This is a genomic window from Gordonia sp. CPCC 206044 (genome assembly GCF_048537895.1).
In the GTDB taxonomy this organism is placed as follows: Bacteria; Actinomycetota; Actinomycetes; order Mycobacteriales; family Mycobacteriaceae; genus Gordonia.
This window is the reverse complement of the sequence record NZ_JBCLVL010000007.1, coordinates 95,958-119,475: the sequence shown is the minus strand read 5'-3', so window position 1 is coordinate 119,475 and position 23,518 is coordinate 95,958. Positions and strand designations below refer to the sequence as shown.

Sequence of the window (23,518 nt, the reverse complement as noted above, 5' to 3'; positions counted from 1 at the left end):
CGGGAACCGGTACCAGGTCCGCGACAGTAGGGAGGCGGCATGGGCCGCAAGATCTTGTTCATCACCACCGACCAGCAGCGCTACGACGCCTACGGATGCAACGGCGGCACGGTTGCCCACACGCCCACGGCAGATACGTTGGCGGCACAGGGAATCCGGTTCGAGCGCGCATACTGCACCAATGTGGTGTGCACCCCGGCGCGATCGAGCATCCACACCGGCCAGTACCCGAGGACGCACGGAGCAATCGCCAACGGGGTGCCGCTTCCCGATGACGCGCCCAGCGTGGCGCAGGCGCTGGCCGACGGAGGTTATCGGACCGCGCTGATCGGGAAGGTGCACTTCGAACCGATCGCCGATCCGACGGGGCAATGGGAACAGAACCGTTTGTCGCTCGACGAGTCCTCCGGTCCCTACCGGGGATTCGACTACGTCCGGTTCGCCGGGCACGGTCCGCTCGGGGCTTCGCACTACGCGAACTGGTTGCGCGAGAACAGGCCCGAATCGCTGGACGGCTTCCTGCGCATCTTCGCCACGACTCCCGGTGGTGAGACCGGTGCCCCGGCGGTCAGTGCCAACCCGGTACGTCGCGAGGACTATCACACCGACTGGGTGGCGGATGCGGTCATCGACTGGCTCGGCACACTCGACGACGACGAGGACTGGTTCTGCTGGATGAGCTTCCCGGACCCACACCACCCGTGGGACCTGCCGGCCAGCGAACACAAGCGATTCGACTGGCGGACACTGGACCTGCCGCCCGGGCATCCCGGTTCTGCCGAACGGATCCGGGAGATCCTGGAGAAGCGGCCGCGGCATTGGCTCGACTGGTATGACGGATCGGTGCCGAACGTGGATGCGGCGCCGGCCGATTTCGTCCCCGCAGACCTGACCGAGGATCAGATCCGCGAGATCAACGCGATCGTCCACGCGAAGAACGAGATCCTCGACGAGGCGTACCGACGGGTTCTCGACTACATCGCGGGCCGCGGTTGGGACGACGACACCGACGTCATCCTCACCACCGATCACGGCGAGTTCCAAGGCGAACTGGGCCTGCTGTTCAAGGGGCCGTATCACGTGGATGCGCTCATGCGACTCCCGCTGATCTGGCGGCCGGCTCCGTCGGCCGGGGTCGCGGCATCGGTGGTGGGAGAACCGGTCAGCCAGGTCGATCTGGCCCCGACCTTCTGCCAGATCGCCGGCATCGAGCCACCGGAGTGGATGCAGGGCCGAGCTCTGCCGATGCAACCGGATTCCGGGCGGGAGCGGGCGATCATCGAGTGGGACAGCCAGTTGGACACTGGTTTTCGGATGCGGACCATCGTTCGGGAAGGATGGATCTGCACGGCATACGAACCCACCGACCGCGATTACGGTTTCGACAGGGCGCGGCGTTATGCCGACTTCGGAATCCCGCCGGAGGACGTCCCCGAGCTCATCGTCTACGACGGGACAGAGGGCGAGTTGTACAACTATCGTGACGATCCCTACCAATGGGACAACCGATGGGATGATCCGACCGTTCGCGAACTGCGGGATGCGTTGGTGGCCGACTTGTACGAGCACCTCGCGCCGGCGCGCGAACCGCGCCTGCGACCGCAGGCGATGGGCTGATCGGTGTCCGGCGTGGGCGGACCGACTCGTGGGTGTCGGTGCGGATGGCCCAGGGGGACATGATGTCCGTGGACGTCGTCGACGAGCGCGAGCCGGACTACCGGTTCACGCTCGCCAACGAGCGGACCTTTCTCGCATGGGTGCGGACGGCACTCGGACTGAGCGCCGCCGCGGCGGCGGCGAAAACGCTGGCTCCGTGGGAGATGGCTGTTCTCGGACGGGTTGTCGAGGTGGCCTGCTGGGTCATCGCGGCGGGCCTGCCCCTCGCAGCACATCACCGATGGCGGACGACTCAACGTGCCATGCGGCGAGACGAGGACCTACCTCGATCGAGGCTGGTCCCGGTGCTGGCGGTCTGCGTCGGATCGCTGGCCGTCGCATCGATGTTCGCGTTGTACCTGCCGTGAGTGACCTGCTGTGAGTGACCGTGGTCTGCAGCCCCAGCGCTCGGCGCTGGCCTGGCAGCGCACCGCGGTGGCGACGGTGGTCGTCGCCTTGCTGATCTTCCGGATGTCGGTCCACTCCTGGGGAGACGTCGGCCATCTCGGCGTGCTCGCGGGGTTCCCGGCCGTTCTGGTGGTGGTCGCGATCGCCCTCCGTCGGGTTCGTCGACTCGGTCGCGACGGGACCGCGGTCGCCGCACCCACCCGTACCGAGATGGCGATTCTCGCCGGTGCGGTCAGCGCGATCGCGGTCACGGCGTCGCTGTGGTCGGTCTGATGAGAGGTGAGATCGCTTGTGCCCGAGAGAATCAGGCCCGGCTCGCGACCACCTCCGTGAGGAACGCGCCCATCTCCCGCGCCACCGCCTCCGGTTGGTCCCACATCGACAACACGTAGGCGTCAGGGATCTCCGCGTAGCGTGCGTGGGGGATCAACTCGGCCAAGCGGTGCCCGTGTTCGGGCGGCATCACGCGATTCTGCGGTGACCACAGCACCAGCGCGTCCCCGGAGAATCCGGCGAGAGCCTCCGTGTCGCGGACCAGCGTCGCCTTGTCGTACTTGGTGGCCGCGTACTTCTGCACGTCTCGACGGATCTTCGGGTTGTTCAGGGGCGGATCGGTCCAGCGGCGGACCACGGCGTCGGGGACCGGGCGACGGACCATCCAGCCGAACAGCAGTGGGGTACGACGGAGCCAGCCGATCCGTAGTTGGCGGGCTGCGAGCGTGATTCCGCCCGGCAGCTTGGACGCGACGGTGGCCATCCGCCCGGGAAGGCCGGGCGGGAAATTGTCGAAGGCCTCACAGGGCAGGATCACCAACGAGCCGACCCGCTCGTCACGGCCGATCGCGGTGAGGAACAGGCCGCCGCCCCAATCGCTGTGCACCAGCGTGACATCGCGCAGGTCGAGTGCGTCGAGGAAGTCGGCGAGCAGATTGACCATGCCGTTCATCTTCAGATCGGCGTCGTCGTTCATCGGGTGCCGATGCGAACCGAGAGGCAGCACCGGGCGGATGTAGCGGAATCCGTCCGGCAGCAACGGGAGCGTTGCGTCCCATTGCGTCTCGTCCATGAACAGGCCGTGCAGGAGGACCACGGGTGGCCCCTCGCCGACCTCGGTGTATTCGACCGGCCCCGCTTTCGTGTGTGCCAACATGTCGATCTCCTCCCGTGGAACCACTCGATTGGATTGCCCGCTCTAGAACAGTCACTCTAGAGCAAATGTTCTAGTATGGGAACCATGCAGACCGATCAACGCATCGTCGTGGCCATGACGGAACTCCTCCGTCGTCAGGGATACGCGGCCACCGGGGTCAAACAGGTCATCGACGCCGCAGGTGCGCCCAATGGCTCGATCTACCATCATTTCCCCGGCGGCAAGCGAAAGGTGGCCGAGGCGGCGCTACGGCAATCCGGCGCTGCCTACGCCGAACTGGTGGCGTCGTTGATCGCCCCCCACGAGAATCTGGTGGAGGCAATCGAAGCGGCATTCGTCGCGGCGGCCGACGACATGGAACAGGCCGGCTGGATGAATCTGTGCCCGGTGGGCACCGTCGCCGGCGAGACCGCCGACGCGGAGCCCGACTTGCGTCTGGCCGCGGCCGAGGTGTTCGAGTCGTGGATGACCATGGGCGCGCAGCTCTTTGCGAGCTACGGGCTCGACGATGACGATGCCCGGTCACTCATCGTCGCGCTGGTGTCGTCACTCGAAGGCGCTTTCATCGTGGCGCGCACGCTGCGGTCGCGAGAACCGATTCTCGCGGCGGGACGGAGCATGGCAGCCTACGCGGCGGCGATGCCCACCCACACCGTCGGGGCGAGCTCTGGTCGACAGCCCGCATCCTGAAACTCGCCCGGGGGTCGCGACTCGCCGCTTCCTGGGCGTTCGTCGAGGTGAGCCGGCCGTCGTCGGCGAGACCACCGAGGTCGCCAGGGCTGTGTCGGCAAATCTCAGATCTGCGCCAGGTATTCGTCGAGCCTGTCCGGAACCACCAACGCGGGCAACAGGAATCGCAGCTGTGCGCCGATGTAGGTGTCCAGCTCGTAGGGGGCCGACGATCGGCCGGCACGCTGAGCGCCGGCCGGCGGCGCGAAATGCCAGTGCTTGAGCGCCCACCCATGGGCGAGCATCATCATGTCGAAGACGGCGAGGTCGGCGTCGACTTCCTGGATCGACCCGGTATCCATCCCGGCGGTGATGGCCTCACGCATCGGAGCCGACGTCTCGACCTCGAGTTCCTTGATGCGTTCGCGCCCATCGGCATCGAGCGTCCGACTCTCGCGATAGGTCAGCACCACCGCGTCACGGTTCTCGTCGACGATGGTCGTGTACTGGCGGAATCCGGCGATCAGCCGTACGACGGGGTCATCGCCGGCGAGATCCATCGCCGGGGTCAACTGATCGCGGAACGTCTCGAGGATGTCGACGATGGCGGCCAGCAGGATCTCTTCCTTGCCACCGAAGTACTTGTAGAACAATCCGACGCTGACCTGTGCTTCGTCGGCGAGCGCCTGCATCGACATCTGATGGAAACCCGTGCGACCCATCACGGCGACGGCGGCGTCGAGCAGCTGCCGTCGCCTCGACGAGGCACGGACGGCGCGCACGGCCTCCTGCACGTCGACCGACCGGATGGTCTCGGCCTTCTCTCCGCGGGTGGCTCTGGTCACCTCTGCTCTCCCATCTCGCCGGACACCAGCCACATTAGGGCATCGGTGGACGTCTACCCCGGCTCAGATCCCCAGATCCTTGGCCACGATCGTCTTCATGATCTCCGTGGTGCCGCCGTAGATCGTCTGGATTCGGGCATCGACGAAGGCGCGCGACACCGGGTACTCCCGCATGTATCCGTAGCCCCCGTGCAGCTGCAGGCAGCGATCGGCGGTACGGACCTGGAGTTCGGTGGCCCACCACTTCAGGCGGGCCGCGCGAGCCGCGGTCAGCTCACCCGCGACGTGTTCGGCGATGCAGTCGTCGAGAAACGTCCGTGCGATGTCGAGTTCGGTGGCCAGTTCCGCGAGCACGAACTGGGTGTTCTGGAACGACGAGATCGGCGAGCCGAACGCGGTGCGTTCCTTGACGTAGTCGAGGGTCCGGGCAAACGTCCCCTCCGCTGCGGCGACCGCTCCGATCGACAACGACAGGCGCTCCTGGGGAAGGTTGTGCACCAACTGGTAGAACCCCTGTCCCTCCTCTCCGAGCCGATTGGCCACCGGCACGCGCATGTCGGTGAAGGTGAGCTCGCTGGTGTCCTGGGCGTGCAGGCCGATCTTGTCGAGCTTGCGCCCGCGTTCGAACCCGGGCGTGTCCGCGTCGACCACGAACAACGTCAATCCCTTGTGCTTGTCGGCGCTCGTCCGGGTCGCGACGACGAACAGATCGCCGTTGCGGCCGTTGGAGATGAAGGTCTTCGACCCGTTGACCACGTAGTGGTCGCCGTCGAGGACCGCAGTGGTCCGGATGCCGGTCAGGTCACTGCCCGCACCGGGTTCGGTCATGGCGATCCCGAGCACGGTCTCGCCGGACACGACGCCGGGCAACCAGCGTGCCTTCTGTTCGTCGTCGGTCATGTCCACGAGGTAGGGGAGGACGACGTCGTTCTGCAGCGAGAAGGCGATCGCCTCGGCCGCCGCACCGGTTCTCGCGACCTCGTCGATGACGATGGCGTGATAGCGGAAGTCCTCGACTCCGGGACCGCCGAACTCCTCGGGCACCGGGAAGCCGAGCAATCCGTTCTTACCTGCCTCGGTGAACAGGCTGCGTTCCCACTGCCCGTGCTCCTCCCAGCTCTCGTGGGCAGGTGTGATCTGTTCGGCAACGAACTTGGCCACAGTCTCGCGGAAGTGCTTGTGCTCGATGTCGTGAGTGAGGGAGCTCATGGGTGTGTGTCCTTTCGCTGAGGCGGTGACCCCACCGCTGATCGAGTAGCCCGGAGCGCTAGCGGCGGGCGTATCGAGATCCGCCCGCCACTCATCGGAATGCGTTCTCGCCGGTGAATGCCTGGCCCAGGACGAGTTGGTGCATCTCGGGTGTGCCCTCGTAGGTCAGGACCGACTCCAGGTTGACCATGTGTCGGATGACGGGGAACTCCAGAGAGATCCCGTTGCCGCCCAGGATCGTTCGGGCAGTACGGCAGATCTCGATGGCTTCGCGTGTGTTGTTGAGCTTGCCGAAGCTGACCTGATCCGGTCGCAGTCCGACGGTGTCTTTCAGCCGGCCCAGGTGGTAAGCGAGCAGATTGGCCTTCTGCAATTCGACCGCCATGTCGGCGATCTTCTCCTGCGTGATCTGGAAACCGGCGAGTGGCCTACCGAACTGGGTGCGTTGCTTGGAGTACTCGACGGCGGATTCCCACGCGGAGCGCGCGGCACCCACGGCGCCCCACAGGATTCCGTAGCGGGCCTCGCTCAGGCTCGACAGCGGGGCCTTGATCCCGGTGCCCTTGGTGAGGTCGTCGGTGCCGGGCATCACTGCGTCGGCGGGCAGGCGGACGTTGTCCAGGACGATCTCGCCGGTCGTCGAAGCGCGAAGGGACAGTTTGTGTTTGATCTCCGGCGTGCTCACGCCCGGTGTGTCGGTGGGCACGATGAAGCCGCGCACACCATCGTCGGTCTTGGCCCAGACGACGGCGACGTGGGCGATGGGGGAGTTGGTGATCCACATCTTGCGGCCGTCGAGCACCCAATCCGTGCCGTCCCGACGGGCGCGGGTCGTCATCGACGCCGGATCGCTGCCGGCATCGGGTTCGGTGAGGCCGAAGCAGCCGATCGTGGTGCCCTGCGCCATCGACGGCAGCCAGTGCTGCTTCTGTTCCTCGCTGCCGTTGTTGTAGATGGAGAACATCGCCAGCGATCCCTGGACCGACACCATTGACCGGATCCCCGAGTCGCAGGCCTCGAGTTCGAGGCAGGCCAGACCGTAGTGCACGGCGCTCGACCCGCCACAGCCGTAGCCGTGCAGATGCATGCCGAGGACGCCGAGATCGCCGAATTGCTTCATCAGCTCGCGCGCGATGGGGATACCACCGTCCTCGAACCACTCGGCGATGTGTGGGGTCACGTTATCGGCGAGGAAACGACGGACCGTGTCGCGTACCGCGAGCTCGTCGTCGGAGTAGCCGAGATCGATGTCGAGAGGGTCGAGTGCGGAGAACTTCGGGGCCGCGTTGGTACTCATCGGGTCGCTCCAGTGGTCGGTGCGGTGGCGGGGGAGGGGGTGGCGAACTCGCCCGCGGACATCTCGACCGCCGCGGATTCGGTTGCCTTGTAATGCAATTTCTTACCCGTCGCTGAGACAGGCAACGTCTCGATGAACCGGTAGGCGCGCGGTCGCTTGAACTGCGAGAGCATCGGATGCGTCCGGCAGTACTCGTCGAGTTCCTCGGCGGTGGGCGAGGCGCCCTCGGCGGCCACGACATAGGCGACGACGAGCTGCCCCCAACGATCATCCGGGACCCCGACGACCAATGAGTCGGCGACCGCGGGATGGCCGTTGAGTGCCTCCTCGACCTGGACGGGGTGGACGTTCTCGCCGCCGGAGATCAACATGTCGTCCTTGCGGCCGACGATGGTGACGAACTCGTCGGCGTCCCAGGTGGCCAGATCACCGATGTGCAGCCAGCTCCCGTTGTACTTGGCCTTCTCCTGAAGCGGCGAATCGTAGTAGGTGGCCGCGCACTTGGGCGATCGGACGATGACCTCGCCGACTTCGCCGCCGTCTCGGGCGACGACCTCGTCGGCACTCGCGAGATGGCCGTCGTCGTGCACCTTGACGACGCGGACGTCGTCGTCGATGCACGCCCGACCTGCCGTGCCCGCGTGGTCGGGCAGATCGGTGGGACGCAGGAAGGTGTTCCAGAATCCCTCGGTGCTGCCGTAACCGTTGAAGATCCGTGGGGTGAGCACCTGTTGATACCGCAGTGCCGCTTCACGTTCGAGCGGCGCGCCCATGGTCACGATGCCGTTGAGGCTGGACAGGTCCCGCGGGCGCTGTTCCTGTGCGTTGGCGAGCATCGCGAGGTTGGTGGGTGCGCCGATCAGGAAGGTGAGACGGTAACGCTGCACCCAATCGAGGGTCTGTTCCGGATCGAAGGTTCGCATCGGTACCAGCGAGGAGCCCAGGTAGAACGTCGGATTCGGCCCGGCGCAATACAATCCACCTCGGTGGAACCACGGTGTCATGTTCAGCGTGCGGTCCTCTGGGGACAGCGGGAAATGCATGATCACGTCGTGCGCGGAGAAGATCTCGATGGCGCTGTTCATCGGCACGGCCTTCGGCATGCCGGTGGTACCGGAGGTGTAGAGCCGCGACGTCTCGTCGTAGATCGAACGATCGACGAGCGGCGGGTGCGGCTCGACCTCGGTCAGCGTCGCGAACCGCAGCGACACCGGACCGTCGATGAGTTCACCCGGCCCCACCCCGATGAGCACGTCGGGGGTGTGCTCGGCCCGGGCGATGGCGTCGGCGACCACCGAGGCCAGCTCTGTCTCGTACACGAAGACCTTCGGCCTGCTGACGTCGAGGATGACCGCGGTCTCCCCGGCGGCCAGCCGGAAGTTGACCGGCGACCCGACCGCACCGGTGGCCTGGGTCGCCAGGTACAGCTGGGCGAACTCGGGACCGTTGAGGAGTTGGTAGGCCACCACGTCCCCGGGTGCGACGCCCAGATCGGTGAGCGATGTCGCGACCCGGTCGACCGTGTCGCCCAGCTGTCCGTAGGTCCACTCGGCGTCGGAGAGCGGATCGATCATCGCCACCCGGTCGGCATACCGATGGACGTTGCGGCGGAAGCCGTTCAGGTAGGTGAACTCCTGCTCGAAGAAGTTTCGATACTGATGAGCGTCGTACACGTAGGTCATGTCCACATCTCCGGTCAGCGGGGCGGCCGGTCAGCCGGCCATGGTGAGTCCGCCGCTGACGCTGATCACCTGACCGGTGATGAACGACGCCGCGGGCGAGGCGAAGAACAGAACGGGCGCGGCCACCTCGTCGGGACGGGCCAGCCGACGGAACGGGATGGCCTTGACGAGCGCTTCCTGCAGCTTCTCGGACTGGGAACGGAACAGTGGCGTGTCGGTGGGGCCGGGGCACACCGCGTTGACCGTGATCTGGTGGCGTGCCATCTCGCGGGCCAGCGACTTCGACAAAGCGATGACCCCGCCCTTGGCTCCCGCGTAGATGCTCTCGCCCGAGCTGCCGACCCGGCCCGCGTCGGAGGCGAGGTTGATGACGCGTCCGCCCTGCCAGTCGTCGGCCTTCGATGCCTCGACCATGCCGGGCAGGAACGCGCTGGCCATGTGCACCGGACCGAGGTAGTTGATCGCCACCACCTTTTCCGCGAATTCGGTTGTCGCGTTGAGGAACTGGTCGGTTCGATCCCAGCCGGCGGCGTTGACGAGGATGTCGGGTACGCCGACCTCGGAGTTGACGGCGTCGCGCAGAGCGTCGACCTTGCCCCGATCGGCGACGTCGACGCTCATCGGGACGATCTTCGGATTGCCGTCAGCGGTCTGCTTGGCGGCGTCGAGATTCAGATCCGCGGCGACGACGGTGGTGCTCTGCGCCGCGAAGGCCTCGGCGATGGCCTTGCCGATACCCGATCCTGCGCCGGTGACGACGGCGATGCTGTTGGTGCTCATGGTGGTTCCCTCTGTGGCGTGGTGGTCGGCAGACTCAGATGGCGGCGTACTTGTTGAACTCGGGGGCGCGCTTCTCGGCGAACGCATTGGCACCCTCGAGTCCCTCCTCGGTGTGGTGGGTGAACAGGTCAAGCGCGCTCATCGCCATGTTGGACAGGCCGGCCTGGTGGTCGGTGTCGGCGTTGAAGCTCTGCTTGAGGAACCGGATGGCGGTCGGGGACTTCTCTGCGATCTCGGCGGCGACCTTCTTGGCCTCGTCGAGCAGATCTGCAGCCGGTACCACCCAGTTGACCAGGCCCCACTGTTGTGCGGTCTCGGCGTCGTACTGGCGGCAGAGGTACCAGATCTCCCGCGCCCGCTTCTCGCCGACGATGCGGGCGAGGAATGCCGAGCCGAAGCCGGCATCGAAGGAGCCGACCTTGGGGCCGGACTGACCGAAGCGGGCGGTGTCGGCGGCGATGGTCAGGTCACACATGACGTGCAACACGTGGCCGCCGCCGATGGCCAGGCCGTTGACCGCGGCGATCACCGGCTTGGGGATGTCGCGGATGGTCTTGTGCAGGTTGCCGATCTCGAACATTCCGCTCTCGGAAGGGCCGTAGTCGCCGGTCTCCGCGCGCTGCTTGACGTCGCCGCCGGTGCAGAAGGCCTTCTCCCCGGCGCCGGTGAGGATGACGGCCTGCACGCTCTTGTCGGCCCAGGCGCGGCGGAACGCGTTGATCATCTCCTCGACCGTCTTGGCCCGGAAAGCGTTGTAGCGCTGCGGACGGTTCATCGTGATGATCGCGGTCGGTCCTTCGACGGTGTAGTCGATGTCCTCGTAACCCATGTGTCCATCTCCTTTGATCGATGCGGTGTGTGACCGCGCTTTCATAGTGAATGAACGTACATTCACTCGGCGTGGCGTGTCAAGGGTCACAGCGAGCCTTGTCAGCGGCTATCGGTTCCCTGCAAAGCAGTGTCTGTCGCGGTTCACTGGTCGCGACTCGTCTCGCGTCTAGGGATAACGGACTCGCAGCTGGCCCCGAGGAGGTGGCGGAACCAGGGTGTCGACCGGACGTCATGTGAATGGAGGTGGCATCGGAGCGCGGTCGACCCGTGCTGACAGGTGTGGCAGACGTACGCAGGCCAGCCCGGCGAGATGTCAGGTAGGACCCGATGGGTGCCCTTCACCCGAAAGCTCGGCGACCCCGGCGAAATCGCGAAGCGTTCGGCTGTCGGTGCTTCAGCCTGGTGACCAGCTTGGATGTTTCTTCGGCGTCAAGGGATGTCGTCAATACCCGTCCAAGGGCTGCACCTTCGTACCGAAGTGTGCCTCTCGAGCGAAACCGAGTGGGATTTGCCGAGTGCCATTCTCCTCCGCGTCACCGACGCCCATCCGCAGACTGCCGGCGCTGGCACAGCGTTCTGTCGACTGGACAGTGCTGTTGCATCGCTGTCGTGACGATGGGTGGATGAGATGCAATTCGCTTCATTGCGTCGATGCAGTGCGACGCGCGTCGTTTTCCGTTGTGTGCGCAGACCAGGCCATCCGATCCGGCGAGTGACTCGCCATGCGGCATTGGTGATCTCATATCGATGAGCGCGGCAAGCTTTTTGAGGGTTCTCAGGTCGAGGCGCTTTGAGCGTTGCCTTTGTCCACGGTAAGTGGGCTTGTCTGGCAATGGATTCAGCCACAGGTGCCGGTGCCCGAGTCGAACGCACGATGCAAATCACTCACCGGATCTATGGGACGCGGATGGTCAATTGAGCGGCTGGTGGTCGCGACTACGGGACTTGCTAACATCCCACGGGTCGGTGGGATGTCGTGAGGCGGCAATGATTCTGGGGGGTCACGTGAAATCTTTGCGAAGTTTGTTGCTGGTGCTACTGGTGGCGATTGCTTTGGTCGTCGCGCCGAGCTTGTCGGGTGCCCACGCTGGAGCCGCCCCCAACCCCTGCGCAGCGCAGGAATCCCACGTCCACGGCGTGTGGCGTCAGATCGATCAACATAACGCTCGGAGACCGTACGTCAACGTCAGAAACTCGAGTGCAGTCAACGCGTATGACGCGGAAGCGGACCAACTCGCGGCGGCACAAACTTACGCGATCAATGCAGTCGCGCAATGCTATCGAGTTAACAACATTCAGAAGCCGCGGCCCCAAGAGCGCGCGACCCAGCCGCCGGGCCAGCATTCAGAGCCTCGACACCCTCGGGTGCCAGCACCGTCACCAACGAACCCAACGCCGACGTACCCGAAGCCCGCCCGAATCACGCCGGCGGAGAATCCCGCTATCAAAGGTGACATTCTCTACAACCGAGGTACGGCTGGATCCCGAACAACCACCTTCAAAGATGGGGGCAGCACGACGTACAGTCCGCTGAATGGCCGTGCCGCGACGGGACAGAGTTCCTTCGTCACGCGCGACATGTTCAGAGGCGGCGGAAGTCGTGTCCCTCGGGGGCTGAACCCGCCCGGATGGGACCCCCGCCGCGCCTGGGGTGCGGGAGGCCGCTATTTGCCGAATCAGCTTCAGCGGCTGCACCTCAAGCCTTTCGAAGCTGGCGGTCCCGGTACAGATGCTCGCAATATTGTAACGGGAACGAAGAGCGCCAACGACGCAATGCAGCGCGTCGAGGAAAGGGTTGGGTCGGCCGCGAGACGTGGAGAAGCGGTCTGGTACAACGTGACTCCGATCTACCGGAATGGTTATAGCCGGCCGCCCACGGAGATCGTTGTCGGGGCGCTAGGAGTCCGCGGCGGAGTCGCAGAATTCCAAGTCATCCCAAATATCCCGTAGCCTGTGGCTATGTCGATCGAGACGCTCGCATCGCTGGTGACACCCCCGAAGGCTGTCCCCACCTACGATTTTGGGTACATCGAGTCTGCACTTGGATTCCTGCTGCCCGATGACTACAAGCAGCTGATGACAGTCTATGGCGGTGGCACGTTTGGCGGTTATCTGAACATCATGGAACCTACCGTCGATAGCCTTGTCGAGAGCGGGCGACACCTGCAGGCGTCCCTGACGTACCGTCGAGACTTGTTCGGCGACGCGCAATGGACATACCCTGACGGTTCATCGGCGCCGGTCATCATCGATGATGCTGACCCAGTTCCCTTCTTCGGCTGGGGTGGGGCCATGAACGATGAGTCGGGATACTGGCACATGCGTGGCGGGGATCCGAACGAATGGGCCGTGGCCGTCATTGCGGACGGTGTCAACGACTACGATCCTCGTGGTCTGGTCGCTTACCTCACCCACGTCATCAAGGGAGAGTTCCCGACCGACGTGTTTTCGGCCGAGTATCGGCTGACGGCAACTTTCAGCGCCTACTGCTAGTGTGTGCCCCCCATCTTCACATAGGCGACGGCTGCTCCGTCGGTGGGAATTCCATCTCCAAAGACCGAGGTTGGCTGGCCAAACGATGTCGCTTCATGGCACGAGAGTCGATTCTTGGCGTCGAATCCTCGGCCGGGTCGGGCAGGGTCATGCCGACCACCGATAGATCCGTGGGGAGCACCGTCAGAGCGCCAGCACCCCGACGAAAGCGATCGTGGCGACCCAGACCGTCGAGATGAGCGCGAGAACGACGGGACGGATGCCGACCTTGCGGATCGTGGCGACGTGCACGCCGGCGCCGAGAGCGAACATCGCGGCGGTCAACAGGGCGGTCTGCACGAGTTTCGCATCCGCGAGTACGAAGTCCGGGACCGCGCCCGTGGAGCGCAACGCCACGCACGCCAGAAACGCGAGCACGAACAGCGGGATGAGTGGCGGACGCGTCACGTCGGTGCGCGTGTCGGCCCGGCGTTGACGCACGCTGAGCACAGCCATCACCGGGGCGAGCATCAACACGCGGGCGAGTTTGACGACCACCGCAACCGCCAGGGCCCCGCCCCCGATCGCACCGCCCGCTGCGACCACCTGGGCGACCTCGTGGATGGAGCCACCCGCCCACAGGCCGGCTTGCGTGTCGGAAAGGCCTGTCGCCGTTGCTAACAGAGGTATCACGGGGATCATCGCGGTGCCGAAGACGACGACCAGCGCGACCGCGGTGACGACCTCTTCCTCGTCGGCATCGACGACACCGTCGACTGCGGCGACCGCGGCCGCGCCGCAGATCGAGAACCCGCAGGCGATGAGGAGGCGCTGTGTCCAGCTCAGTCCCAACCGTGCTCCCGCGTACATGGTCCCGACGATGCCGAGTCCGACGATCGCGATCACCATCACGATCACGCCCCAACCGAGGGCGAGGATGTCACCGAGCATCAGTTGTAGGCCGAGCAGGGCGATGCCGATGCGCAACAGCCGTTTGGCGGAGAACTGCACACCCGGTCGAACCCGTGCCGGAAGCGCCACCGTGTTCGCGACGACCGCGCCGGCGACGATGGCGATCAGCAACGGGCTGACGGTCGGCATGAGTCGGTTGATCCCGATGGCGACCGCGGTGCCGACCGCACACAGGGCCAGGCCGGGAAGGAGTTCGGCCGTCCCGAGGGTCGGTGTCCGATGCCTGATGCTCATGCTCACAGCCTCGCCCGGACGGGCACGTGCCGGTAGACGCCAATTCGGCATCACTCCATATCAGACTGATATGGCAAACGAGAATCTCATATGCTTTTGCCATGAGACGGAGCCGCCTCGACCTGATGACCCTGGAACTGCTGGTGGGTGTCGACGAGCACGGTGGCGTCGGTGCGGCGAGTCGCGCGGCCGGTGTCGCACAACCCAACGCCAGCCGCGCTCTGCGGCAACTCGAGCGTGACCTGGGCATCGTCTTGCTCGAACGTCGCGCCACCGGATCCACGCTGAGCGCCAACGGCACCGTCGTCGCGCACTGGGCCCGGCGCGTGCTCGCCGATGCGGATCAGTTGCTCGACGTGGCGGAGGGGCTGCGATCCGAGCGGTCCGCGCAATTGACCGTCGGGGCGAGCATCACCGTCGCCGAGCATCTGATGCCGCGATGGTTGGGCGGTTTCCGTGCCCTTCACCCGGATGTGCAGATTCAGCTGCAGGTGCACAACTCGGCGCAGGTGTTCGACCTCGTGGTCGCACAGTCCTGTGATGTCGGTTTCGTGGAGTCACCGACGATCCCGAACACGCTGCGCAGCACCACCGTGGCGCGTGATCGTCTGGTGGTCGTCGTCTCGCCGACACACCCGTGGGCCCGGCGGCGCAGGCCATTGACGGTGGCGCAGGTCGCGGCCACCCCGCTGATTCTCCGCGAACCGGGCTCGGGTACCCGAACGACGCTCGACCTGGCGCTGGCCGAGTACGAGCGGGCGGCGCCGCTGCTCGAGTTGGGAAGTGCCGCGGCGATTCGCAGCAGTGTGCTCGACGGGGTGGGGCCCGCGGTCATGAGCACCCTCGCGGTGGCCGACCAGTTACGGACCGGGGAATTGAAGATCGTCGAGGTCGACGGGTGGGATCTACCGCGGGCGTTACGGGCGGTGTGGCGTCCGCAGGACGCGGGTGACGGTCCTGCGCGGGATCTCATCCGCATGATCCGCCGCCAGCCCGGCGACTGATCTCAATCCAGGCCTTGCTGCGCGGTCCGATCACCACGCCGGACCGCAGAGCGCTGCACCAGGACGATGGTGGTGCCCAGCACGCCGACGGCGAGGCCGACCAGACAGACGGCCAGCGTGCGGTCGCCACCCCAACCGCTGATCCACACGGTGATCGTGGCGACCAACCAGGCGACCATCCCGACGACGATCACGGGTTCCGGGAGCCGCAAAGCTCGGGGGAGTTCCGGTATGTCGGATGCGTCGACCATGCTCACAGAGTAACTTTCCACTGTGCCAACCGATCCGTCGCACGAGCATACGAACCCGTCGACGGCGCCCACAGAGTCATCGACGGCGCCCGAGACCCCGCCGACAGCAACCGATAATCCGCCGACAGCAACCGACGACGCGTCGACGGCAACCGAGATGTCATCGAGGGCGCCGTCCGGGCCACTCGATCGCTTCTTCAAGATCGGGGTGCGTGGGTCGACGGTCGGGCGTGAGATCCGCGGCGGACTGGTCACCTTCTTCACGATGGCCTACATCGTGGTGCTCAACCCGATCGTGATCGGCGGCATCCCGGGCGGTGAGAAGAACGCGGACGTGCTGGGCAACGTGCTGCCGCTGGCCCAGGTCGCGGCGGTCACCGCTCTCGTCGCGGGCGTCATGTCGATCATCTTCGGTCTGGTCGCCAACTACCCGTTCGCCATCGCCACCGGTCTCGGCATCAACAGCCTGCTGGCCGTGACGATCGTCCCGGAGGTCACCTGGCCGGAGGCCATGGGGCTCGTGGTGATCGACGGCATCATCATCGTCCTACTCGCCGTCACCGGGTTCCGGACGGCGGTCTTCAACGCCGTCCCCGCCGAGCTGAAGGCCGCGATCGCGGCGGGCATCGGTGCGTTCATCGCATTCGTGGGCATGGTCGATGCCGGATTCGTCCGCCGCGTACCCGACGCTGCCGGCACCACGGTCCCGGTTCAGCTGGGTACCGACAACTCGATCGACACCATCCCGACGCTCATCTTCGTCATCGGTGTGCTGTTGATGGGTGTGCTGGTGATCCGCAAGGTGCCCGGCGGTCTGTTGATCGGCATCATCATCACCACCGTGCTGTCGATCATTCTCGAGTCGATCTGGGATCTCGGGTCGGGGGCGAGCAACCCCGACGGGTGGAGCCTGTCGGTGCCTGACCTACCCGATGCGTTCGGTGGTCTGCCCGATCTCGGCCTCGTCGGCGACGTCGATCTCTTCGGCGCGTTCAGCCGGATCGGTGTGCTGGCCGCGTCGGCGTTCGTCTTCACCCTGGTCCTGTCGAATTTCTTCGACGCGATGGGCACGATGACCGGTCTCGGCAAGGAGGGCAATCTCGTCGACGAGAAAGGCAATCTGCCCGGCATCGGACGGGCCCTCGTGGTGGAGGGCTCCGGCGCCATCGCCGGTGGTGTCGCCTCCTCGTCGTCGAACACGGTCTTCGTCGAATCGGCATCGGGTATCGCCGAAGGGGCACGGACGGGTCTGGCCAACGTGGTCACCGGCGTGTTGTTCCTGGTCGCGATGTTCCTGACCCCGCTGTACGAGATCGTTCCGCTCGAGGCGGTCGCCCCCGCGCTGGTGGTGGTCGGGGCGATGATGATCGGCCAGGTTCGGTCGATCGACTTCACGCGATTCGACTACGCGCTCCCGGCCTTCCTCACCATCGTGGCGATGCCGTTCACCTATTCGATCGCCAACGGCATCGGCGTCGGATTCATCAGCTGGGTCGTGATGGCAACGGCCGCAGGCAAAGCGCGCACCGTACATCCGCTGCTGTGGATCGTCGCGGCGGTGTTCGTCGCCTACTTTGCGCGCGGACCGATCTCGGATCTCTTCGGCTGACCGGTTCGGGACCTTGGTCCCTACTTCGGCTGATTAGCGAGATGAAATAACGTTATCGTATTGAGAAATCGAAACTCTGAATTACGCTGACAAACGTGGACTCAGCAGTCTCAGATATGGCTCTCACCGGCGAGTTGTCACTCGCCATCGTTCGACTCGCGCGCCGACTACGCGGTCGACGAACGAGCAAGGTCGTCTCGCTCACCCAACTCTCCGCGTTGTCGACCTTGCATCACGAGGGGCCCATGACACCCGGCGCTCTGGCGCTCGCCGAGCGAGTCCAGCCGCCGTCGATGACCCGGGTGATCGCATCGTTGTCGGACCTGGGCATGGTTCGCCGCGAACCCCATCCCACCGACGGACGGCAGGCGATCGTGACGTTGGCGCCGCGCGGCAGCGAGGTCATCAACGCCGAACTCGAAGCCCGCGAGGAATGGCTGAGCGCGCGACTCGAGGAACTGTCCATCGACGATCGAGACACGCTTGCGGCGGCCGTGCCGATCATCAAGAAGATCATCATCGGCGGCCCGGACGACCGCTAGAAGAACGTCCCGGCATACGGGGCGGTCACGGTTGCGAATGCGCGGTCGACCGCTTCGAGGGTGTCGGGGCCGTCGGTCCACAGGCGTCCGGCCGCGGCAAAAGTACGAGCGGGGATGGCGCCGAGGAAGATCGAACCCAACACTGAAATATCGAGTCGCACAGTAGGTTTCTGGTCGGACTGAGTCACCGTGGCGGTGCCGTCGGCGATGCGGACACCGAAGACCCCGCCGCGCCCCCGGAAGTGGTCGGTGACCTCGATGACGGCGTCGAGCGCAGCGTCGTAACGCCGCGACTGCAGCGCGCGCGGCACGTCCAGAATCCGAAGCCACATCTTGTCGGCCACCCCGGTGACCGCCATCGCACGGTGATCGGTCAGCTTCGCGGGCAGCGGATCATCGACGGGGATCGACGCGGTGACACGTGGCAGCAGATCCAGCCCCACCAGGACCCGCCACAGGTCGGTGTGTGCTTCGTCGGTGACCGCGATGACCTCTTCGACAGCGGCGTGCGACGGATCGGTCGAGGTGTCGATGCGGTAGGACGCGTACCCGTCGGCGTGCAGCAGATAGTGCAGACCGCTGCTCTGCGAGGGCCGTTGAGTCGGACGGTCGGCCAGGATGGGGTCCCACCACGTCGCCGGCCGAGCAAGCGCTCCCGGGCGAGTCCGTGCCCAACGCGCGTGCAGTTCCGGTACGCGGCGGGCGATCTCCTCGGCGGTGCCGTAGTTGACCGGTGAGGAATGATGATCGGCGCGGCGGCGCATCTTGGCGGCCGCCAGATCCAGGGCGACCTCCCGTGCGAAACAGGTGGGGCCGAAGCCGAAACGCTCGTAGATGGTCGCCTCGCTGGCCGTGAGGATCGCGAAGGTGTGACCACCGGCCTCCCAGCGGTCGAAGAGTTCGGAGATCATCGTGCGCAGGATGCCTCGACGGCGATGGGTCGCGGCAACCGAGACCCACGACAACCCCGCAGCCGGCAGCTGCTCACCCCCCGGCACGGTCATCGTCATCTGATAGAACATCGCCACGCCCACCAGCGGGTTCCCGACGATGCCGCGTGGATCGCGTACCACCACCACATCGGTGTCGGCGACCTTGGCCCGCATCTCCGACTGCTCGTCGTCGGTGAGGGGATTGGTCATCAAGAACGCGCGCGCGTCGGCGGCGAAGATCTCCGGCCAGTCCACATCGGTGGCGTGGGAAACGGTGAGCGCGGACGGCTCGGTCTGCGAATTACTCACCCGTCAACCGTTGCACAGTCCGCTCGGCAGGCTGTACCCAACCCCGAAAACTCCGGGATGATGCGCTTGGCAGACTGGCGAGGTGGCCAGCATCAGCGTCGACGTCATCGACATCCACGACCCCGACGATCCGCGGGTCGACGACTTCCGCGACCTCAACTCCGTCGACCGTCGTCCCGATCTTCCCGCACTTCCCGGTGGCCGTGTGGGCAAAGGCCTCGTGATAGCCGAAGGTGTTCTGGTGGCGCAGCGGATGATCGCGTCGCGGTTCACCCCGCACGCCTTCCTCGGTGTCGACAAGCGACTCGCCGAACTCACCGTCGACGACGACACGACGACTCCGGGTATTCGGCCCGCTCGCTCCGCTGCTGAAGATGGGCCCGCTCGCTCCGCTGCCGGCGCTGCCCCCGAGGCCGCTCCCGGCGCCCGGATCCCGTTCTATCGCGCCACCGCGGACGTGATGGCCCAGGTCGTTGGCTTCCACCTCAACCGTGGTGTGCTCGCGGCCGCACGCCGTCCCACGGCGCTCGACCTCACCGACGTCGTGGCCGGATCACGGACCATCGCCGTTCTCGAAGGCGTCAACGACCACGAGAACATCGGCAGCATCTTCCGCAACGCCGCCGGGCTGGGTGTCGATGCGGTGCTGTTCGGGGCCGGATGCGCCGATCCGCTGTACCGCCGCTGCGTCCGCGTCTCCATGGGCCATGCCCTGCTGGTGCCGTTCACCCGGTTCGAGAACTGGCCGAACGACCTCGGCGTGCTGCGCGACAACGGGTTCCGGCTCGTGTCTCTCACCCCGACCGAAGAGGCCGTCCCGCTGTCGGAGGCGGTCGAATCGGAGAAGGTCGCTTTCCTCGTCGGTGCCGAGGGGCCCGGCCTGTCCGAAACGGCCATGCGCGCCACCGATGTTCGGGCCCGCATCCCGATGAGTCGCGGCACCGATTCGCTCAACGTCGCCACGGCGGCGGCCATCGCGTTCTATGAGCGCGCCCGATCGGGCACCATGGAACGATGACGGCGGACACCGACGGACACACCACCGAACCCACACCGTGGGGGCTCGGACTGATCGTCACCACGTCTGCGGCGTTGTTCGCGACGTTCCTGCTGGTCGGGGTGTACGAGCTGATCGGTGGTGTGCTGAGTTGGCTGGGATTGATCGCGGTCCTGGTGGTCTGCGTCGGCCTGGGCTGGACCCTGTGGGACCTGCGTGAACGGCCCGTGTGGCGCTGGGTGGTCTGGGGTGCGGTGATCGGTTTGCTCGCCGGATTCGGATCGTCGGTCGCGTTGTTCGCGCTGGGGCGATGACCTCGATCGGATCGTCGGAGATCAGAATCCGAAGTAGCGCGCGACGCGGTTCTTTCGTCGCACCGGCGTGTGCCCGTTCGATTCCGCCTGCGTGACGTCGTCGGGTGCCGTGGGTCGGGCCTGGCTGAGTTCCCGGTATCGGGTCCAATCCTCCTCGCCGGGAACGTAATCCGCGGGATGGATGGCGAATGCGGTGACCGGGATGCGCGCCGGGTCGTGGTCGGTCTCGGCGAGCGGTGGAGTGAACCGGAATCCGAGCCACTCCCGATTCGACTGTTCAGCGAGTTCCTGTGGATGGAACGGCAGGGCCATCATCTCCGGGACCACACCGGGTGCGTATCGCAGTGGATGATCTCCGGCCCAGAACGGTCTCTCGAACGCAAAGGGGAGACCTGTGTCCTCGACGATCGTCACCGGGTCGGCAGCGAATGATCGTCGCAGACTGCCGTTTTCCCATTGTGCGAACACACCGAGGCCCTTGTCGGGGTCGGTGTAGAGCAGCGTGGTCGCGCGGCTACGCCGAATCGACGCGATCGTCCGGGTGAGATTGGACGGTTCCGAGGTGGCGAACAGTGAGCAGCTCAGCACGGCCAAGCCTCCGTAGCTACCCGCATACACATGGGGATCCTGCGCGCCCGCAGCCGATGCCAGGTCGGTGTCGGTGAGGGGAACCAGGACGTGGTTGCGATACAGGGGATCGGCGAGCTGTTGCGCCGAGGCGACGTCGTTGGCAGGTCCGCTGCGTAGGAGTCCGACGGGATCCTCGACATCGATGAACCAGAGTGTGACCGCGCGGGACGACACGGTCGGTCAGCTGTTGCCGTTGCTGCGGACGCCGAGCAGAACATCCTCCCACGCGGGTACGGCCGGCTTGCGCGACCGGCGGCGTTTGGGGGCCGGAGCCGAATTCTGCTCGTCGCCGGCGCTCTCGCCGGACGCGGTGGTCGCGGCGGGAGCGGATTCTTCGACGTCATCGGAGGAATCGTCGCCGTTCGCGGGGGACGACCACGTGTCATCGGGCCCGAAGTCGAGGGCCGCTGTGCCGTGTTCGTCGTAGGCAGGAGTCGTCGACTCGCTGCGGGAGCGCTGGGCATCGATCAACCGGTCGGCGTCGAGGGTGACCTCGTCGTGGTCGTCGGCGCCGTGGGTGACCTCGGCCGCAGGCTCGGCGTGGCGCTGCAGGTCGGGGGTGGCGACCGGCGTCAGCCGCCGACGCGGTGCGATCGTCTCCGGATGGGTCATCTCGTCGGCGAGATCGTCGAGCGGATCGGCGGTGCCGCCGTGGGAGCCGGGCTGGAAGCGCCAATGCGCATGGTTCTCGGTGCGACCGACCTGCCATCCGACCTGGACGATCCAGTAGCCGTCGTCGCCCTTCCAGGCGTCCCACTCGACTTCCTGCTGGTTCTGGCCGAGGGCCACCAGTGCCTGGTGGACGACCTCACCGAGTCGCGACTCCGACGGGCCGTCCTCGCGGATGGGGTGGGCCATCGAGGCCATCTCGGTTGCGCGCGTGCGCTCGAGAAGGACCGGATGGGCGAATCGTTCGATCTTGTCTTCCGGGACGCCGGCGATCGCCGCGACCTCCGAGACCGTTGCGCCTGCCCGGATGCGGGCCTGGATTTCCCGTGGACGTAGTGAGCTTTCCATTTCGATCTCGATCTGCCCCAATCGTGAGATGTCACCGCGAGCCGCGGCGCGGAGACGCTCATCGGCTGCGATCCGGTACTTCTCACCCGACTCGGAGTCCTGGCAGATGACATGGGTGCCGTCGGCTTCGACACCGACGACGCGAAGCTCACGCATCTGCTCCTCCTCCAGTGACCACGAGTGCGGGCATTGCGGTCAGGTTAGACCACAGTGCGCCGATCGGGTTGTGGGACACGCGGCAAAACCGCAGATCAGCTAGGTTGTGGCGGGTGCGACCCGAGGGTCGCCTGCGTCCGAAGTGGCGCATGTGACCACGGTACGTGATCCTATGTGGTCGCGGAGCGGGATCGCCGCTCGGAGTGCCGACCACGGTCGGGGGTCGGACGCCCAGCGCCGACCACCCGTCCGGGGTGTGATCAGAGCTTGCCGACGACGTGGTCGATGCACTGCGTCAGCTTGGTGACGTCCTCGGGCTCGATGGCCGGGAACATGCCGATGCGCAGCTGGTTGCGGCCCAGCTTGCGGTACGGCTCGGTGTCCACGACACCGTTGGCGCGCAGCGTCTTGGCAACCGCTGCGGCATCCACGTCGTCGTCGAAATCGATGGTGCCGACGACCTGGCTGCGCTGTGCCGGATCGGCGACGAACGGAGTCGCGAACTCGCTCGTCTCGGCCCAGCTGTACAGCCGGTCGCTGGAATCCTTGGTGCGCGAGACGCACCAGTCGAGACCGCCCTGGCCGAGCATCCACTGGATCTGGTTGTCCAGCAGCAACAGCGACGCGACCGCGGGGGTGTTGTAGGTCTGGTTCTTGCTGCTGTTGTCTACGGCAGTGGGCAGCGAGAGGAACTCCGGGCACCAGCGGTCGGTCTCGGCGATCTGAGCGATGCGGGCCAGTGCGCGCGGGCTCATGAGGGCGATCCAGATGCCGCCGTCGGAGGCGAAACACTTCTGCGGTGCGAAGTAGTAGACGTCGGCGTCGGCGACGTTGACCGGAAGGCCGCTGGCGCCCGACGTCGCGTCGATCGCAACGAGCGCGTCGTCGGCGCCGGTGGGGCGGGTGACCGGCACCGAGACGCCGGTCGAGGTCTCGTTCTGCGCCCAGCCGATGAGATCGATGCCGCCGAAGTCGTCGGCGGTCAGTGCGGCCGGGTCGGGTGCCGTGCCGGGGTCGGTGGAGATCACCGCGGGGGCGTCGAGGAAGGGAGCCTTCTTGGTGACGGTGGCGAACTTCGACGAGAACTCGCCGTAGGTCAGGTGCAGTGAACGCTGCTTGACCAGTCCGAAGGCAGCGGCATCCCAGAACGCGGTGGTGCCGCCGTTGGACAGAACCACCTCGTATCCGTCCGGCAGGGAGAACAAGTCGGTCAGGCCTGCGCGGATCGACCCGACGACGTTCTTCACCGGGGCCTGACGATGGCTGGTGCCGAACACCGATGCTCCGGTGTCCACGAGGGACTGCAGTTGCTCCGGTCGCACCTTGGACGGACCGCACCCGAAGCGGCCGTCCGACGGCAGGAGGTCGGCGGGAATCGTGATCGGTGCGGTGGCGGTGTCACTCATGGGTTCGATTCTAGGGCTGTGGCGGCGGACACCCTGGTCGTGGGCCCTGTTCGGTGTTCGTGACCGACATCGGTGCCGTCCCGCGACCGAGAGGGGGACGTCGCCCTCGGGTCCTGGCGGGGGAGGTTCTGCGCGGCACCCGAATC

General features: G+C 66.0%; 23 protein-coding genes. 10 read left to right on the top strand and 13 right to left on the bottom strand.

Features of this window, described 5'->3' with window-relative positions:
* Positions 1-39 precede the first annotated feature (39 nt).
* From AAFP35_RS13020 to AAFP35_RS13010, 3 genes are read left to right on the top strand one after another with little or no spacing between them, the layout of a single operon-like run.
* Positions 40-1,617 (top strand): sulfatase, encoded by a 1,578-nt coding sequence (locus tag AAFP35_RS13020; RefSeq protein ID WP_419222052.1) that lies wholly within the window; start codon positions 40-42, stop codon positions 1,615-1,617.
* Positions 1,618-1,661: 44 nt separating this feature from the next.
* Complete coding sequence (locus tag AAFP35_RS13015) at positions 1,662-2,024, top strand: YidH family protein (RefSeq protein WP_419222051.1); 363 nt, start codon at positions 1,662-1,664, stop codon at positions 2,022-2,024.
* Between the two features lie 10 nt (positions 2,025-2,034).
* Positions 2,035-2,337, top strand: coding sequence for a DUF202 domain-containing protein (locus tag AAFP35_RS13010; protein ID WP_419222050.1), 303 nt, complete (start codon positions 2,035-2,037; stop codon positions 2,335-2,337).
* A 31-nt stretch (positions 2,338-2,368) separates the two neighbouring features.
* Here AAFP35_RS13010 and AAFP35_RS13005 read toward each other — a convergent pair whose 3' ends face one another.
* The gene (locus tag AAFP35_RS13005; RefSeq protein ID WP_419222049.1) at positions 2,369-3,214 is read right to left on the bottom strand and encodes an alpha/beta fold hydrolase; all 846 of its coding nucleotides are present in this window, start codon (positions 3,212-3,214) and stop codon (positions 2,369-2,371) included.
* Positions 3,215-3,298: 84 nt separating this feature from the next.
* Here AAFP35_RS13005 and AAFP35_RS13000 point away from each other — a divergent pair, with 84 nt between their 5' ends.
* Positions 3,299-3,904 carry a TetR/AcrR family transcriptional regulator gene (locus AAFP35_RS13000; protein WP_419222048.1) on the top strand — a complete coding sequence of 202 codons (606 nt, stop codon included), beginning with the start codon at positions 3,299-3,301 and terminating at the stop codon, positions 3,902-3,904.
* Positions 3,905-4,008: 104 nt separating this feature from the next.
* Here the strand turns inward: AAFP35_RS13000 and AAFP35_RS12995 are convergent, their stop codons facing one another.
* The 6 genes from AAFP35_RS12995 to AAFP35_RS12970 all read right to left on the bottom strand — a co-directional run bounded on the left by AAFP35_RS12995 (position 4,009) and on the right by AAFP35_RS12970 (position 10,525).
* Positions 4,009-4,728: a TetR/AcrR family transcriptional regulator gene (locus tag AAFP35_RS12995; protein WP_419222047.1), complete on the bottom strand. Its 720-nt coding sequence runs from the start codon at positions 4,726-4,728 to the stop codon at positions 4,009-4,011.
* Between the two features lie 63 nt (positions 4,729-4,791).
* Positions 4,792-5,937 carry an acyl-CoA dehydrogenase family protein gene (locus tag AAFP35_RS12990; protein WP_419222046.1) on the bottom strand — a complete coding sequence of 382 codons (1,146 nt, stop codon included), beginning with the start codon at positions 5,935-5,937 and terminating at the stop codon, positions 4,792-4,794.
* Positions 5,938-6,028: 91 nt separating this feature from the next.
* The gene (locus tag AAFP35_RS12985; RefSeq protein WP_419222045.1) at positions 6,029-7,234 is read right to left on the bottom strand and encodes an acyl-CoA dehydrogenase family protein; all 1,206 of its coding nucleotides are present in this window, start codon (positions 7,232-7,234) and stop codon (positions 6,029-6,031) included.
* Positions 7,231-8,916 (bottom strand): class I adenylate-forming enzyme family protein, encoded by a 1,686-nt coding sequence (locus tag AAFP35_RS12980; RefSeq protein WP_419222044.1) that lies wholly within the window; start codon positions 8,914-8,916, stop codon positions 7,231-7,233. Before AAFP35_RS12980 ends, AAFP35_RS12985 begins: the two co-directional genes overlap by 4 nt.
* A 30-nt stretch (positions 8,917-8,946) precedes the next feature.
* Entirely contained in the window at positions 8,947-9,696 is a 750-nt protein-coding gene (locus AAFP35_RS12975; RefSeq protein ID WP_419222043.1) for an SDR family NAD(P)-dependent oxidoreductase, read from the bottom strand.
* 34 nt (positions 9,697-9,730) lie between these two features.
* Positions 9,731-10,525: an enoyl-CoA hydratase-related protein gene (locus tag AAFP35_RS12970; RefSeq protein WP_419222042.1), complete on the bottom strand. Its 795-nt coding sequence runs from the start codon at positions 10,523-10,525 to the stop codon at positions 9,731-9,733.
* A gap of 1,961 nt (positions 10,526-12,486) precedes the next feature.
* On the opposite strand from AAFP35_RS12970, the gene AAFP35_RS12965 reads away from it, so the two are divergent.
* Entirely contained in the window at positions 12,487-13,020 is a 534-nt protein-coding gene (locus AAFP35_RS12965) for a hypothetical protein (RefSeq protein ID WP_419222041.1), read from the top strand.
* 183 nt (positions 13,021-13,203) lie between these two features.
* Here AAFP35_RS12965 and AAFP35_RS12960 read toward each other — a convergent pair whose 3' ends face one another.
* Positions 13,204-14,205 carry a YeiH family protein gene (locus AAFP35_RS12960; protein WP_419222040.1) on the bottom strand — a complete coding sequence of 334 codons (1,002 nt, stop codon included), beginning with the start codon at positions 14,203-14,205 and terminating at the stop codon, positions 13,204-13,206.
* Between the two features lie 101 nt (positions 14,206-14,306).
* Here AAFP35_RS12960 and AAFP35_RS12955 point away from each other — a divergent pair, with 101 nt between their 5' ends.
* Positions 14,307-15,209: a LysR family transcriptional regulator gene (locus AAFP35_RS12955; RefSeq protein WP_419222039.1), complete on the top strand. Its 903-nt coding sequence runs from the start codon at positions 14,307-14,309 to the stop codon at positions 15,207-15,209.
* A gap of 2 nt (positions 15,210-15,211) precedes the next feature.
* Here AAFP35_RS12955 and AAFP35_RS12950 read toward each other — a convergent pair whose 3' ends face one another.
* Positions 15,212-15,460, bottom strand: coding sequence for a DUF2530 domain-containing protein (locus AAFP35_RS12950; protein WP_419222038.1), 249 nt, complete (start codon positions 15,458-15,460; stop codon positions 15,212-15,214).
* A gap of 157 nt (positions 15,461-15,617) precedes the next feature.
* On the opposite strand from AAFP35_RS12950, the gene AAFP35_RS12945 reads away from it, so the two are divergent.
* Together AAFP35_RS12945 and AAFP35_RS12940 are read left to right on the top strand one after the other, a co-directional pair.
* Positions 15,618-17,069 carry an NCS2 family permease gene (locus tag AAFP35_RS12945; RefSeq protein ID WP_419222037.1) on the top strand — a complete coding sequence of 484 codons (1,452 nt, stop codon included), beginning with the start codon at positions 15,618-15,620 and terminating at the stop codon, positions 17,067-17,069.
* A gap of 116 nt (positions 17,070-17,185) precedes the next feature.
* Complete coding sequence (locus AAFP35_RS12940; RefSeq protein WP_419222250.1) at positions 17,186-17,611, top strand: MarR family transcriptional regulator; 426 nt, start codon at positions 17,186-17,188, stop codon at positions 17,609-17,611.
* Here AAFP35_RS12940 and AAFP35_RS12935 read toward each other — a convergent pair.
* On the bottom strand, positions 17,608-18,852 hold the full coding sequence (locus AAFP35_RS12935) for a GNAT family N-acetyltransferase (protein ID WP_419222036.1): 1,245 nt from the start codon (positions 18,850-18,852) through the stop codon (positions 17,608-17,610). The genes AAFP35_RS12940 and AAFP35_RS12935 overlap by 4 nt on opposite strands.
* Before the next feature lie 82 nt (positions 18,853-18,934).
* Between AAFP35_RS12935 and AAFP35_RS12930 the strand changes: the two genes are divergently transcribed.
* Entirely contained in the window at positions 18,935-19,870 is a 936-nt protein-coding gene (locus AAFP35_RS12930; protein ID WP_419222035.1) for a TrmH family RNA methyltransferase, read from the top strand.
* Entirely contained in the window at positions 19,867-20,163 is a 297-nt protein-coding gene (locus tag AAFP35_RS12925; protein WP_419222034.1) for a DUF2537 domain-containing protein, read from the top strand. Before AAFP35_RS12930 ends, AAFP35_RS12925 begins: the two co-directional genes overlap by 4 nt.
* A 21-nt stretch (positions 20,164-20,184) precedes the next feature.
* Here the strand turns inward: AAFP35_RS12925 and AAFP35_RS12920 are convergent, their stop codons facing one another.
* From AAFP35_RS12920 to serC, 3 genes are all read right to left on the bottom strand, one after another.
* Positions 20,185-20,967, bottom strand: coding sequence for a DUF6928 family protein (locus AAFP35_RS12920; RefSeq protein WP_419222033.1), 783 nt, complete (start codon positions 20,965-20,967; stop codon positions 20,185-20,187).
* Positions 20,968-20,973: 6 nt separating this feature from the next.
* Positions 20,974-21,966 (bottom strand): septation protein SepH, encoded by a 993-nt coding sequence (sepH, locus tag AAFP35_RS12915; protein WP_419222032.1) that lies wholly within the window; start codon positions 21,964-21,966, stop codon positions 20,974-20,976.
* A 260-nt stretch (positions 21,967-22,226) separates the two neighbouring features.
* Positions 22,227-23,372, bottom strand: a complete 1,146-nt coding sequence (gene serC / locus AAFP35_RS12910) for a phosphoserine transaminase (protein WP_419222031.1) — start codon at positions 23,370-23,372, stop codon at positions 22,227-22,229.
* Positions 23,373-23,518: the final 146 nt, after the last annotated feature.